Below are 13,927 nucleotides of genomic sequence, written 5' to 3'. Positions count from 1 at the left end.
ACCTGCTGGCTCAGCTCGCCCAGCACCGCCCCGCCCCGGCCGCCGCCGCCCCCGCGGCGCCACCGAGCGCGGAGGCGCTGGCCGCGCGGCGCCGGGCGCTGGATGCGGTGCTGCGCCGGGTGCTGGCGGAGCCGGACGCGCCGTTCCGCCCGGCCGCGGTGCTGTACCAGGACTTCCTGGTGCGCTGCCGGATCGAGGAGGTGCCGGGCCCGGCGATCGAGATCCCGGAATTCCGCCGCCTGCTGACCACCGCCCGCGCCGGCATCGGCGCCGAGGCGGCGGCGGCGGACGAGGGCTGGCTGCAGGCCGCCGCCCGGGCCATGGCGCTGCCGGAGGATGTGCAGGGCGTCTTCCTGCTGCTGGCGCGGATGGCGCGGGAAGGCCAGCCCTGCCCCTCCGACGCCACGCTGGCGCGGGCCTATGGCAGCCGCTCCATCGGCCGGGCGCGGCGGCTGTTGACCTATATGGAGGAACAGGGCGCGTTGGTGGTGCGGGCGGAGCGTGGCGGGCGGCGCAGCATCGTGCTGGTGGGCCTGGCCTGGGAAACCGCGCCGGGCGACCCGAACGGGCCGGAGGAAGTGGTGACCGCGGCGGCCTGACTCCCTACCTTCGGGGCATGACCGACAATCCCCTGCTTGCCCCCTGGACCACGCCCTTCGGCGTGCCGCCCTTCGACCTGATCCGCGCGGAGCATTTCCCGGACGCCTTCGAGGCCGGCATGGCGGCCCATGCGGCGGAGGTGCAGGCGATCGCCGCCGCCACCACGCCGCCCAGCTTCCGCAACACGGTGGAGGCGCTGGAGCGCAGCGGCCGGGTGCTGGACCGGGTGAAATCCGTCTTCTTCAACCTGGTCTCCAGCCAGGCGACGGAGGCGTTGCAGGCGGTGGAGCGCGATTTCGCGCCGAAGCTGGCGCGCCACCGCTCGGAAGTGGTGCTGAATCCCGGCCTGTTCGCCCGCGTCACCGCCGTGCTGTCCCGCCGCGCGGAGCTGGACCTCGACCCGGACCAGGACCGGCTGCTGGTGCGCCTGCATGCCGGGCTGCTGCGCGCCGGCGCCGGGCTGAACCAGGCGGGCCGCGCCCGGATGACGGAGATCGCCGCCCGGCTGGCCACCCTGCACACGCAATTCGGGCAGAACGTGCTGCAGGACGAGACCGCGTGGCAGATGGAACTGGCCGAGTCCGAGCTGGCGGGCCTGCCCGGCTTTGCCCGCGACGCGGCGCGGGAGGCGGCGCGGGAACGCGGGGTCGATGGCTGGGTCATCACCCTGTCCCGTTCCTCCGTCGAGCCCTTCCTGACCTTCTCCACTGACCGCGCGCTGCGTCGCCGGGCCTGGGAGGCCTGGGTGGCGCGTGGCACCGGGCCGGCGCGGGACAATGCGCCTTTGGTGAAGGAGATCCTGGCCCTGCGGCGGGAGCGCGCCCGGCTGCTGGGCTTCGCCGATTTCGCCGATTGGCGCCTCGCCGACAACATGGCGCGCCAGCCGGCGGCGGCGGAGGCGCTGCTGCGCGAGGTCTGGGCGCCGGCGCGCCGCCGGGCGGAGGCGGAGCGGGCCGAGCTGGAGGCGCTGGCCGGCCACCCCATCGAAGCCTGGGACTGGCGCCACTACGCCGAACGCGCCCGCCGCGACCGCCATGCTGTGGATGAGACGCTGACCAAGCCCTACTTCCCGCTGGAAGGCATGCTGCGGGCGATCTTCGACACCGCGGGCCGGCTGTTCGGCGTGCGCTTCGTGGAACGCACCGACATCCCGCTGTACCATCCGGATGTGCGCGCCTTCGACATGCAGGATGGGGAGGGTGCGCATTGCGGCCTGTTCCTGCTGGACAGCTTCGCCCGCCCGGCCAAGCGCTCCGGCGCCTGGATGAGCAGCTACCGGGTGGCGGAGACGCTCGACGGACCCGTGACGCCCATCGTGGTGAACAACAACAACATCGCCAAATCCGACCCGGCCCTGCTGTCCTTCGACGAGGCGCGGACGCTGTTCCACGAATTCGGCCACGCGCTGCACGGGCTGCTTTCCACCGCGCGCTACCCGTCGCAATCCGGCACCGCGGTGCTGGCGGATTTCGTGGAATTCCCGAGCCAGGTGCTGGAACACTGGCTGGAAGTGCCGGCGATCCTGCGCGCCCATGCCCGCCACCATGAAAGCGGCGAACCGCTGCCGGAGGATCTGCTGGCGCGGATCCTGGCGGCGCGCCAGGCGGGGCAGGGCTTCGCGACGGTGGAATTCGTCTCCTCCGCGCTGATCGACCTGGCGCTGCACACGCACCCGGACCCGCAATCGCTGGACCTCGCGGCCTTCGAGACGGCCTTCCTGGCGGAGATCGGCATGCCGGAGGCGATCGGACTGCGCCACCGCCCGCCGCATTTCCAGCACCTGTTCGCCGGCGGCGGCTACGCCGCGGGCTACTACGCCTACATGTGGGCCGAGGTGCTGGACGCCGATGCCTTCGAGGCCTTCGAGGAAGCCGGCGACCCCTTCGACCCGGCGCTGGCCGCCCGGCTGAAGGCGGTGTTCGAGGCCGGCGACACACAGGACCCCATGGGCCTCTACGTCGCCTTCCGCGGCCGGGAGCCGCAGGTGGGCGCGCTGCTGCGCAACCGCGGGCTGGTCGGGGCGTAGCTCTTGCCGAGGGCGGCGGGCCGGGGCGATGGTGCGCCCCGTGGCCGCCAGAGCCGCGGGGAGAGCTGCATGACCATTCGCCGGATCGCCACCACGCCCTTCATGGACCAGAAGCCGGGGACTTCCGGCCTGCGCAAGAAGGTCGCGGTGTTCCGCCAGCCGCATTACGTGGAGAATTTCGTCCAGGCGATCTTCGACACGCTGGGGGAGGCCCGGCAGGGCGCGACGCTGGTGCTGGGCGGCGATGGCCGCTTCCTGAACCGGGAGGTGGTGCAGACCACGCTGCGCATGGCCGCGGCCAACGGTTTTTCCCGGATTCTGGTAGGGCAGGGGGGGCTGCTGTCCACGCCCGCGGCCTCCAACCTCATCCGCATCAACCGGGCGATCGGCGGCGTGGTGCTGTCCGCCAGCCATAATCCGGGCGGGCCGGACGGTGATTTCGGCATCAAGTTCAACGCCGCCAATGGCGGCCCGGCGCCGGAGGATCTGACCGGCGCCATCCACCGTCGCGCCAGCGCCATCACCGCATACGCCACGCTGGAAGCGCCGGACCTGGACCTGGAACGGCTGGGGGAGGTGACGCTGGGTGCCGCCACGGTGGTGGTGCTGGACCCGGTGGCGGATTACGCGGCGATGATGCGCCAGCTGGTGGATTTCGAGGCCATCGCCGCGCTGTTCCGCGGCGGCTTCCGCATGCGCTTCGATGCGATGAGCGCGGTGACCGGCCCCTATGCCAAGGCCATCCTGGAAGGCGCGCTGGGCGCGCCGGCCGGCACGGTGGTGAACGCGACGCCGCTGCCGGATTTCGGCGGCCACCACCCGGACCCCAACCCGGTGCACAATGCCGACCTCATGGCGTTGATGCTGGGGGCGGAGGCGCCCGATTTCGGCGCGGCCTCGGATGGCGATGGCGACCGCAACATGATCGTGGCGCCGGGCCTGTTCGTGACGCCGAGCGACAGCCTGGCGATCCTGGCCGCCCATGCGCATCGCGCGCCGGGTTATGCGCGCGGCCTGGCGGGCGTCGCCCGCTCCATGCCCACCAGCCGGGCGGTGGACCGGGTGGCGGCGAAGGCCGGCCTGCCCTGCTACGAGACGCCGACCGGCTGGAAATTCTTCGGCAACCTGCTCGATTCCGGCCGCATCACCCTGTGCGGGGAGGAAAGCGCCGGCACGGGGTCCGACCATGTGCGGGAGAAGGACGGGCTCTGGGCCGTGCTGCTGTGGCTCAACATCCTGGCCGCCACCGGCAAGCCGGCGGATGCGCTGGTGCGCGCGCACTGGGCCGAATTCGGCCGCGACCAGTACAGCCGCCACGATTACGAGGAGGTGGAGGCCGAGGCGGCGCAGGGGCTGATGCGGGCGCTGCGCGCGAAGCTGGAAGGGCTGCCCGGCCAGGTCTTCGCCGGGCTGACCGTCTCCGCCGCCGACGACTTCGCCTATACCGACCCGGTGGATGGCTCCGTCACCGCGCAGCAGGGCGTGCGGATCCTGTTCGCCGAGGATGCGCGGGTGGTGTTCCGCCTCTCCGGCACCGGCACGGTGGGCGCCACGCTGCGCGTCTACCTGGAACGCTACGAGGCCGATCCGGCGCGCCACGGGGCCGAGACGCAGGCGGCGCTGGCGCCGGTGATCGCGGCAGCGGACGCGATCGCGGAGATCGCGCGCCATACGGGGCGGGCGGCGCCTTCCGTCATCACCTGACGGCGGCGCCGGTTCGCCGGCCATTGTGCGGCGCAGCAGGGTGCTGTTACACACCCTGCCATGGTTTCCACGCCGCCCTGACGCAGCCTGCGCGCCCGCCATCCCCGGCGGGCCCTGATCCTTCGCGCCCCGCCATCCGGCGGCGGGCGCCCTGCGTCCTGCGCGGCCCGCCCCGGCCTGGCCGCCCCGGAGTTCCCGCCCATGTCCCTCGCCCGGCTCCAGGCCGAATGGTTCTCGAACATCCGTGCCGACATCCTGGCCGGCACCGTCGTCGCGCTGGCGCTGATCCCGGAGGCGATCGCCTTTTCCATCATCGCCGGGGTCGATCCGAAGGTCGGGCTCTATGCCTCCTTCTGCATCGCCATCGTCATCGCCTTCGCCGGTGGCCGGCCGGCGATGATCTCGGCGGCCACCGGCGCCATGGCGCTGGTGATGGTCACGCTGGTGAAGGAGCACGGCATCCAGTACCTGCTGGCGGCAACGCTGTTGTGCGGCGTGCTGCAGATGCTGGCCGGGCTGCTGAAGCTGGGCGTGCTGATGCGCTTCGTCTCGCGCTCCGTCATGACGGGCTTCGTCAACGCGCTGGCCATCCTGATCTTCATGGCGCAGCTGCCGGAGCTGATCGGCGTGACCTGGGTGACCTATGTGCTGTGCGCCCTGGCGCTGGCCATCATCTACCTGCTGCCGCGCCTGACCACCGCCGTGCCCTCGCCGCTGATCGCCATCATCATCGTCACCACGCTGGCGATCCTGCTGGGCCTCGACGTGCGCACGGTGGGCGACATGGGGGAGCTGCCGGCGGAACTGCCGGCCTTCCTGCTGCCGGACGTGCCGCTGACGCTGGAGACGTTGTGGATCATCCTGCCCACCTCGCTGACGCTCGCGGTCGTGGGGCTGCTGGAGTCGCTGATGACGGCGCAGATCGTCGATGACCTGACGGACACCTCCTCCGACAAGATCCGCGAAAGCTATGGCCAGGGCATCGCCAACATCGTCGCCGGCATGTTCGGCGGCATGGCGGGCTGTGCGATGATCGGGCAGTCGGTGATCAACGTGAAGTCGGGCGGGCGCGGGCGGCTGTCCACGCTGTGGGCCGGGCTGTTCCTGCTGTTCCTGATCCTGGTGCTGGCCGATCTGGTGCGGCAGATTCCGATGGCGGCGCTGGTGGCGGTGATGATCATGGTCTCCATCGGCACCTTCTCCTGGAAATCGATGGCGGATCTGCGCACGCATCCGAAGAGCTCCTCCATCGTCATGCTGGCGACGGTGGCGGTGACGGTGGCCACCCATGACCTGGCGCAGGGCGTGCTGGTGGGTGTGCTGCTGTCCGGCGTGTTCTTCGCGCGCAAGGTGGCGCGGCTGTTCACCATCGCCTCCAGCCTCTCGGCCGACGGCACCACGCGGACCTACACCGTGACCGGGCAGATCTTCTTCGCCAGCGCCGAAGCCTTCGGCGCCGCCTTCGACCTGCGGGAGGCGATCGAGCGCGTGGTGATCGACATCTCCGCCGCCCATGTCTGGGACCTGACGGCGGTGGGCGCGCTCGACCGCGTCGTGCTGAAGTTCCGGCGGGAGGGGACGGAGGTCGAGATCCGTGGGATGAACGAGGCCAGCGCCACGCTGGTGGACCGCCTCGGCGTGCAGGGCAAGCCCGGCGCCGACGCCCCCGCCCTGCACTGAGGAGTTGGCAGATGGCACGGATCCTGGCCTGCACCGACGGCTCGACCTATGGCGAGAGCATCATGGACCACGCCGCCTGGGCGGCCGCGCGCATGGGGGGCGCCGCGGTGCGCGTGCTGCATGTGCTGGACCGCGCGGCGGCCGATGCGCCGGCCGACCGCAGCGGCGCGCTCGGCCTCGATGAGCAGGAGGCGCTGCTGGCCGAGCTGGCGGCGCTGGACGCCGCGCGCGGCCGCGTGGCGCTGCGCCGCGGCCGCGCCCTGCTGGCGGCGGCCGAGGCGCGGCTGAAGGCCGCCGGGGTGGCGGAGGTGTCGCTGGTGCAGCGGCATGGCTCGCTGGTGGACACGGTGCTGCAGTTCGAGGCGGAGGCCGACCTGCTGGTGGTCGGCAAGCGCGGCGAGGATGCGGATTTCGCCGTGGGCCATCTGGGCGCGAATCTGGAGCGCGTGCTGCGCGCCAGCATTCGCCCGGTGCTGGTCGCCGCCCGCGCCTTCCGCCCGATCCGCCGCTTCGCCATCGCCCATGATGGCGGCCGGGCGGCGCAGCTGGCGGTGGACTACGCCGCCGGCAGTGCGGCGCTGGAGGGGCTGGAGGGGGAGCTGCTGACGGTGGCCGCCGATGTCGCGTCCGGCCGCGCCTTGCTGGAGGCGCCGGCGGCCCGGCTGGCGCAGGCCGGGCGGACGCTGCGCAGCACCGTCCTGGCCGGGGAAGCGGAGGCGGCGATCGCCGCCCATGTCGCGGAAGCCGGCATCGATCTTCTGGTGATGGGCGCCTATGGCCATGGCCGCCTGCGCAACCTGATCCTGGGCAGCACCACCACGGCGCTGCTGCGCGCCTGCCGGATTCCGGTGCTGGTGTTCCGTTGAGGCGCCGCCGCGCCGATTGATTGCGCTTGAATCACCAATCCGTTCCCCATAGCGTCCAAGCCCGGGCGATGTCTGGCCGAGACCAGTTCCGCGCACATGGCCATCAAGGCCATGGCACATCGCTTGCAAGGGCTTCGGGCAAGGCACTGGGAGTAAGTCGGGATGAAGATGGGTGTTTCGCTGCTGATGGCGGCGGCCGCGATGCTTGGCCTTTCGGGGGCCGCATCGGCGCAACAAACGCTGGAACAGGTGCGCAGCCGTGGCAACCTGAACTGCCAGGTCGGACTGCCGACGCCGGGCTTCTATGCCCTGGCCGCCAACGGCACCTGGTCCGGCATGGACGTGGACATGTGCCGCGCCGTCGCTGCGGCGATCTTCAACGATCCGTCGAAGGTGCAGTACCAGTCGGTGACCTCCGCGGTGCGCTTCACCTCGCTGGCCAATGGCGAGAGCGACATGCTCTCCCGCACCACGACCTGGACGGCGGTGCGTGACGGGCAGCTCGGCCTCGAATTTGCCGGCGTGAACTTCTACGACGGCCAGGGCTTCGTCGTGCCGCGTTCCTCCGGCATCACCTCCGCCCGGCAGCTGGACGGCGCCACGGTCTGCGTGCTGACCGGCACGACGACGGAGCTGAACCTGGCCGACTATTTCCGCGCCAACAACATGCGCTTCACCGCGGTGACGAACGAGAACGTCAACGTGCTGGTGGAGACCTATCTGGGCGGCGGCTGCGACGCCTATACCAACGACAAGTCGGGCCTCGCCGCGCGCCGTTCCGCCTTCCCGACCCCGAACGACCACGTGATCCTGCCGGAGACCATCTCCAAGGAGCCGCTGGGCCCGGTGGTCCGGCATGGCGACAACAACTGGGGTGACATCGTCCGCTGGGTGCTGTTCGGCATGATCGAGGCCGAGGAGATGGGCGTCTCCTCCGCCAATGTCACGCAGATGCTGCAATCGCCGAATCCCGGCATCAAGCGGCTGCTGGGCACCGAGGGCAATGTCGGCCAGGGCATGGGCCTGCCGGCGGACTTCATGGTGCGGGTGCTGCGCCATGTCGGCAACTATGGGGAGGTGTATGAGCGCAATGTCGGCGCCAATACGCCGATCGGCATCCCGCGCGAACGGTCGCTGAACGCGCTGTGGACCAATGGCGGCATCCTCTACCCCATGCCGTTCCGCTGAGACCCCGTCTCCCATAGGCCGGGCCGCGATGGGCTGAGGCCGGGGGCCGCGCAGGGTGCGCGGCCCGCCCTTGGCCTTCACGCGGCCCGTGCGCAAGCAGGGCTGCCCATGTCCCAATCCAGCGCGCCCCCCACCGCGGCGATCCGCCGGCCGGCGACGACGCCGATGCGCCTTGGCGCCTTCGTCAACGATGCGACGGTGCGGGCCATCTTCTACCAGGCCGTCACCTTCGCCGCCGTGGTCGGGCTGATCTGGTACCTGGTGTCCAACACCATCGCCAACATGGCGACGCGCGGCATGTCGGCGGGCTTCGACTTCCTGGATGTCTCGGCCGGCTTCAACATCGCCTTCACCCTGATTCCGTACCGGGAGGGCGACAGCTACCTGCGCGTGTTCCAGGTGGGCATCGCCAACACGCTGCTGGTGGCGGTGATCGGCATCGTCTTCGCCAGCGCGCTGGGGCTGGTGGTGGGGCTGGCGCGGCTTTCGACCAACTGGCTGATCCGCACGCTGGCGCGCTGGTATGTGGAGGTGCTGCGCAACACGCCGCTGCTGCTGCAGATCATCGCCTGGTATTTCGGCGTCTTCAACCTGCTGCCGCGGCCGCGGGAAAGCATCGCGCTCGGCGGCTTCATGTGGCTGAACAACCGCGGCGCCTATTTCCCGGCCCCCGTGCCGCAGGATGGCTTCGAGACGGTGCTGGGCGCGCTGGCGCTGGCCGTCGGCGCGGCCATCGCCGTCAGCGTCTGGGCGCGCCGCCGGCTGCGGGAGACGGGCCGCGCCTTCCCTGCCGGCCTGGTCGGCTTCGCCCTGGTGGCGGGGGTGCCGCTGCTGGTCTACCTGGCCCTGGGCGCACCGCTGGGGTGGAACTGGCCGGCGCTGCGCGGCTTCAACTTCGTCGGCGGCTTTTCCGTGCCCCCCGCCTTCTGCGCGCTGGTGGTGGCGCTGTCGATCTACACCTCCTGCTTCATCGCGGAGATCGTGCGCGCCGGCATCCAATCCGTCGGCCACGGCCAGACGGAGGCGGCGCGGGCGCTGGGCGTGAAGCCCTCGCGCACCATGCGCTTCATCATCCTGCCACAGGCGATGCGCGTCATCATCCCGCCGCTGATCAGCCAGTACCTGAACCTGACGAAGAATTCCTCGCTGGCCATCGCCATCGGCTTCCCCGACCTCGTCAGCGTCTGGATGAACACCTCGCTGAACCAGTCCGGCCGGGCGATCCCGATCGTGGCCATGACCATGGGCTTCTACTGCGTGGTCAGCCTGATCGTTTCCTTCGCGCTGAATGCCTACAACCGACGCATCCTGCTGCGGGAACGCTGAGATGTCCGATGCGACGCGCCCCGAACCGCTGGTCTTCGCGCCGAAGCCCGCCGACCCGCCGCCGCCCAGCAGCATCGGCGCGGTGGGCTGGATGCGCGCCAACCTGTTCTCCTCCGTCCCGAACGCCCTGCTGACCTTCCTCGGCGCCTGGATCCTGTACGTCACCGTCGCGGCGGTGCTGGACTGGGCGCTGGTGAAGGCGGTGTGGGAGGCCGAGAACCGCCGGCAATGCCTGGACATGGTGGGCCGCGCCGGCGCCTGCTGGCCCGGCGTCGCCGCCTGGATCCCCAACCTGATCTACGGGCTGTACCCGAAGGACCAGGCCTGGCGCATCGACCTGGGCGCGGTGCTGCTGGTGGCCTGGGCGCTGCCGCTGTGGCTGCCGCGGGTGCGCTCCAAGGTCGCCATCGGCCTGTGCCTGGTGCTGCTGTTCCCGCTGCTGGCCTCCTACCTGTTCATGGGCGGGGCGAAGGGCGTGGTGTGGACCGCGGCCATCGCGCTGGGGCTGGCGGCCTTCCTGTGGTGCTGGCTGACGGCGCTGGCCGAGATGCGCCGGGGCATCTCCTTCGGCGCGCTGATGGCCCGCCTGCTGGGCGCGCGCGACGACGCCAGGGCGGCGCGGATCGGCCAGGCGTCGCTGCTGGCGCTGTATCTGGTGGCGCTGGCCCTGGTGCTGCCGCTGGAGCTGGTGGAGGTGCCGACGCGGCTCTGGGGCGGGCTGTTCCTGACTCTGGTGATCTCCGGCATCGGCATCACCTTCTCGCTGCCCGCCGGCGTGCTGCTGGCGCTCGGCCGGCGGTCCGAGATGCCGCTGATCCGGGTGTTCTGCGTCACCTTCATCGAGCTGTTCCGCTCCGTCCCGCTCATCACCATCCTGTTCATGTTCAACACCATGCTGCCGCTGTTCCTGCCGGCCGGCGTGGAGGTGAACCGGCTGCTGCGCGCCATCGTCGCGGTCTGCCTGTTCGCCTCCGCCTATATGGCGGAGATCGTGCGCGGTGGGCTGCAGGCGATTCCGAAGGGGCAGTACGAGGCGGCGGCCGCCATGGGGCTGGGCTTCTGGCAGTCCACCGGCTTCATCATCCTGCCGCAGGCGCTGCGCATCATGATCCCCTCCATCGTCGGCAACTTCATCGGCCTGTTCAAGGACACCACGCTGGTCTCCATCATCGGCCTGTTCGACCTGCTCAGCATGTCGCGCGCGGTGGGCGAGGATACCCGCTGGCTCGGCCTGTTCATCGAGCCCTTTTTCTTCATCACGATGATCTACTTCGTCTTCTGCTTCCTGATGTCGCAGTACAGCATCAACCTGGAACGCCGGCTGGGCGCGGGGCAGCGCCGATGAACCCGGCAGGCAGGAGCGGCCCGGCGATCGAGCTGGTCGGCGTCAGCAAGTGGTACGGCACCTTCCAGGCGCTGAAGGGCATCGACCTGGCGGTGGCGGAAGGCGAACGCGTGGTGGTCTGCGGGCCCTCCGGCTCCGGCAAATCCACCATGATCCGCTGCATCAACCAGCTGGAACGCCATCAGAAGGGCGACATCCGCATCCATGGCCAGGCGCTGTGCGGGGAGCCGAAGCGGGATGCGCCGATCCTGCGGGAGACCGGCATGGTCTTCCAGTCCTTCAACCTGTTCCCGCACATGACGGTGCTGGAGAACTGCACCTTCGCCCTGACCTGGGTGCGGCAGATGCCGCAGGTGGAGGCGGAGCGGATTGCCATGGCGCATCTGGAACGGGTGCGCATCCCCGAACAGGCGGCCAAGTACCCGCTGCAACTGTCCGGCGGCCAGCAGCAGCGCGTCGCCATCGCCCGCGCGCTGTGCATGGCGCCGCGCATCATGCTGTTCGACGAACCCACCAGCGCGCTCGACCCCGAGATGATCAAGGAGGTGCTGGAGACGATGGTGGAACTGGCCTCCACCGGCATGACCATGGTGGTGGTGACGCATGAGATGGGCTTCGCCCGGACCGTCGCGGACCGCGTGGTGTTCATGGACCAGGGCGAGATCGTGGAGCAGGCGGCGCCGGCCGATTTCTTCTCCGCCCCCCGCTACGACCGCACCCGGATGTTCCTCAGCCAGATCCTGTAGGCCTGCCGCTTCCCGCCGGGGTCTTGCCTTCCCGGCCCCGGGGGCGTTCTGCTACCCCCGACGCAGCATCAGGCGAGAAGGCGGCAGCATCCCATGCCCAACGAATCCGCGACCGAGCAGGCCGCACCGGAGGACCTCTGGCGACTGCGCCGCAGCCTCGACAACATCGACACCGCCCTGGTCGCCATGCTGGCCGAGCGTTTCCGGGTGACGCGGGCGGTGGGCCAGCTCAAGGCCCGGCACCGGCTGGATGCCGTGGATGTGGCGCGGGAGGAGGCGAAGGTCGCCCGCCTGCGGGAAGCGGCCACCCGCGCCGGGCTGGATGAGGATTTCGCCGAGGAGTTCATCCGCCGGGTGATGGCGGAGGTGGTCCGCCAGCACCGCGAGATCGCCCAGAAGGGCTGAGCACCTACCCCTTGGCCGGCGTCTCCACCCGCAGATAGCGGTCCTCCAGCGCCCGCCAGGTGGCGTTGTCGAACAGCTCCCACAGCTTGCCATGGCTGTACATGCTGCCCGAGACGGCGTTGGTGGAGCCGGTCTCCTTCAGCGAGGCCAGCATCTCCATGCCGGCCTTGGCGATCAGCCGGGTCAGCGCATTGGGGTAGATCGCCAGGCGGAAGCCCAGCGCCTGCAGGCGCTCGGCCGGCAGGATCGGGGTCTTGCCGCCTTCGACCATGTTGGCCAGCAGCGGCACGTCCGGGAAGGCCTGGCCGACATCGGCCAGTTCGGCCTCCGATTGCGGGCTTTCCACGAAGATCACGTCGGCCCCGGCTTCCCGGTACTGCCGGGCGCGGCCGATGGCGGCCGCCAGGCCTTCCCCGGCGCGGGCATCGGTGCGGGCGATCACCACGAAATCCGCATCCCGCCGCGCTTCCACCGCGGCGCGGATGCGCATCTGCATCTCCTGCGCCGGGACCAGCTTGCGCCCCGGCTCATGCCCGCACTTCTTCGGCCATTCCTGATCCTCGATCTGGATGCCGGACACCCCCGCGCGTTCATACTCCCGCACCGTGCGGATGACGTTCAGCGGGCCGCCATAGCCGGTATCGCCATCGGCGATGACGGGGATGGAGACGACGTCGCAGATGCGGCGCAACCGGTCCAGGATCTCGCCGAAGGACAGCGCGCCGACATCCGGCGCGCCCAGCGCGCTCATGGAAATGCCGGCGCCGGTGACATACAGCGCCGGGAAGCCGGAGGCCTGCACCAGGCGGGCGGTGACGCAGTCGAAGGCGCCAGGGGCCAGGAACAGGTCCGGCCCGGCCAGAAGCTCGCGCAGCCGGCGGTTGCGGCCGGGCGAATCGGCGAAGCCGATGGGCAGCACGGGGCCGGACGGGGGGGCGTTGGCGTCGGGCATGGCGGAGCTCCTTCTTGTGCGGCGCCGAAGAGTGCTTCCCCCGCGGCACCGGCCTGTTCCATCCTACTGCCATGCAACGCCGCAGGGACCCAGCCCCCATGATCGCCGCCTTCCCCACCCGCCGACACCTGTTCGCCAGCGGCCTCGCCCTGGCCGCCGCGCCGCTCGCCGGCCCGGCCCGGGCGCAGGGGCGGCCGCTGCGCATCATCATGCCCTTCCCGCCCGGCCAGGGGTCGGACCTGCTGATGCGCCTGCTGGCGGAGCGGCTGACCGGGCCGCTGGGCCAGCCGGTGGTGGTGGAGAACCGGCCTGGGGCCGGCGGCACGCTCGGCATGGATTATGCCGCCAAGGCGGCGCCGGACGGGCTGACCATCGTGATGGGCGGCAGCGGGCCGACCACCATCGCGCCCAGCCTGTACCCCAACCTGCCCTATGACCCGCTGCGCGACATGACGCCGATCTGCCTGATCGCCAGCGTGCCGCAGCTCTTCGTGGTGAACCGGGATTTCCCGGTGCGCACGGTCGCCGAGCTGATCGCCCGGGCCAAGGCCGATCCCGGCGGCATCTTCTATGCCTCCTCCGGCAACGGCACGACGCAGCATCTGAATGTGGAGATGTTCGCCGCGATGACGGGCACCCGCCTGACGCATGTGCCCTATCGCGGCTCCGGCCCGGCGCTGACCGACCTGGTGGCGGGGCAGGTGCCCTTCCTGTCCGACACGCTGGCGGCGCTGACGCCGCTGGTGCGGGATGGCCGGGTGCGGGCCATCGGCGTCACCTCCCGCGCCAGGTCGCCCTTCTTCCCGGACGTGCCCTCGATCCATGAACAGGGTGTGGAGGGCTATGAATCGGTGGGCTGGATCAGCCTGCTCGGGCCGAAGGGGCTGCCGGACGCGCAGGCCGCGCGGATCGAGGGGGAGGTGGGGAAGATCCTGGCCCAGCCCGATTTCCAGGCGAAGCTGGCCGAACAGGCCTTCACCCCGAGCTTCCTCGGCCGGCGCGACTTTGCCGCCTTCATCACCAGCGAGACGACCAAGTGGCGCCGCGTGGTGCAGACGGCGGGGGTGAAGCTGGACTGAGGGCCCGGCC

The 13,927-nt window shown here is 70.8% G+C and carries 11 protein-coding genes and 1 pseudogene; 11 read left to right on the top strand and 1 reads right to left on the bottom strand.

The window, feature by feature from the left end:
• The 10 genes and pseudogenes from HEQ75_RS17050 to HEQ75_RS17005 all read left to right on the top strand — a co-directional run.
• Positions 1-599, top strand: a pseudogene (locus tag HEQ75_RS17050) (ATP-binding protein); the annotation flags it as partial.
• Positions 600-616: 17 nt separating this feature from the next.
• Positions 617-2,626, top strand: coding sequence for a M3 family metallopeptidase (locus HEQ75_RS17045; protein WP_168032816.1), 2,010 nt, complete (start codon positions 617-619; stop codon positions 2,624-2,626).
• A gap of 69 nt (positions 2,627-2,695) precedes the next feature.
• Positions 2,696-4,330, top strand: a complete 1,635-nt coding sequence (locus HEQ75_RS17040; RefSeq protein ID WP_168032814.1) for an alpha-D-glucose phosphate-specific phosphoglucomutase — start codon at positions 2,696-2,698, stop codon at positions 4,328-4,330.
• Positions 4,331-4,531: 201 nt separating this feature from the next.
• A complete protein-coding gene (locus HEQ75_RS17035) occupies positions 4,532-6,010 on the top strand; it encodes a SulP family inorganic anion transporter (RefSeq protein WP_168032812.1) in 1,479 nt (492 codons plus the stop codon).
• Positions 6,011-6,021: 11 nt separating this feature from the next.
• Positions 6,022-6,876: a universal stress protein gene (locus tag HEQ75_RS17030; protein WP_168032810.1), complete on the top strand. Its 855-nt coding sequence runs from the start codon at positions 6,022-6,024 to the stop codon at positions 6,874-6,876.
• A gap of 162 nt (positions 6,877-7,038) precedes the next feature.
• Positions 7,039-8,064, top strand: a complete 1,026-nt coding sequence (locus HEQ75_RS17025) for an amino acid ABC transporter substrate-binding protein (RefSeq protein WP_168032808.1) — start codon at positions 7,039-7,041, stop codon at positions 8,062-8,064.
• A 108-nt stretch (positions 8,065-8,172) separates the two neighbouring features.
• The gene (locus tag HEQ75_RS17020; protein ID WP_235961831.1) at positions 8,173-9,390 is read left to right on the top strand and encodes an amino acid ABC transporter permease; all 1,218 of its coding nucleotides are present in this window, start codon (positions 8,173-8,175) and stop codon (positions 9,388-9,390) included.
• Position 9,391: 1 nt separating this feature from the next.
• A complete protein-coding gene (locus HEQ75_RS17015; RefSeq protein ID WP_168032806.1) occupies positions 9,392-10,735 on the top strand; it encodes an amino acid ABC transporter permease in 1,344 nt (447 codons plus the stop codon).
• Entirely contained in the window at positions 10,732-11,481 is a 750-nt protein-coding gene (locus HEQ75_RS17010) for an amino acid ABC transporter ATP-binding protein (RefSeq protein ID WP_168032804.1), read from the top strand. The genes HEQ75_RS17015 and HEQ75_RS17010 overlap by 4 nt, the downstream gene beginning before the upstream one ends.
• A gap of 93 nt (positions 11,482-11,574) precedes the next feature.
• Positions 11,575-11,886, top strand: coding sequence for a chorismate mutase (locus HEQ75_RS17005; protein ID WP_168032802.1), 312 nt, complete (start codon positions 11,575-11,577; stop codon positions 11,884-11,886).
• 4 nt (positions 11,887-11,890) lie between these two features.
• Here the strand turns inward: HEQ75_RS17005 and HEQ75_RS17000 are convergent, their stop codons facing one another.
• On the bottom strand, positions 11,891-12,838 hold the full coding sequence (locus HEQ75_RS17000) for an isocitrate lyase/PEP mutase family protein (protein WP_168032800.1): 948 nt from the start codon (positions 12,836-12,838) through the stop codon (positions 11,891-11,893).
• 98 nt (positions 12,839-12,936) lie between these two features.
• Between HEQ75_RS17000 and HEQ75_RS16995 the strand changes: the two genes are divergently transcribed.
• The gene (locus HEQ75_RS16995; RefSeq protein WP_168032798.1) at positions 12,937-13,917 is read left to right on the top strand and encodes a Bug family tripartite tricarboxylate transporter substrate binding protein; all 981 of its coding nucleotides are present in this window, start codon (positions 12,937-12,939) and stop codon (positions 13,915-13,917) included.
• Positions 13,918-13,927: the final 10 nt, after the last annotated feature.

The sequence above is a fragment of the Falsiroseomonas selenitidurans genome (assembly GCF_012103215.1).
GTDB classification, from domain to species: domain Bacteria; phylum Pseudomonadota; class Alphaproteobacteria; order Acetobacterales; family Acetobacteraceae; genus Falsiroseomonas; species Falsiroseomonas selenitidurans.
The sequence above is the reverse complement of the archived record's forward strand: the minus strand, read 5'-3'. Positions and strand labels throughout refer to the sequence as shown.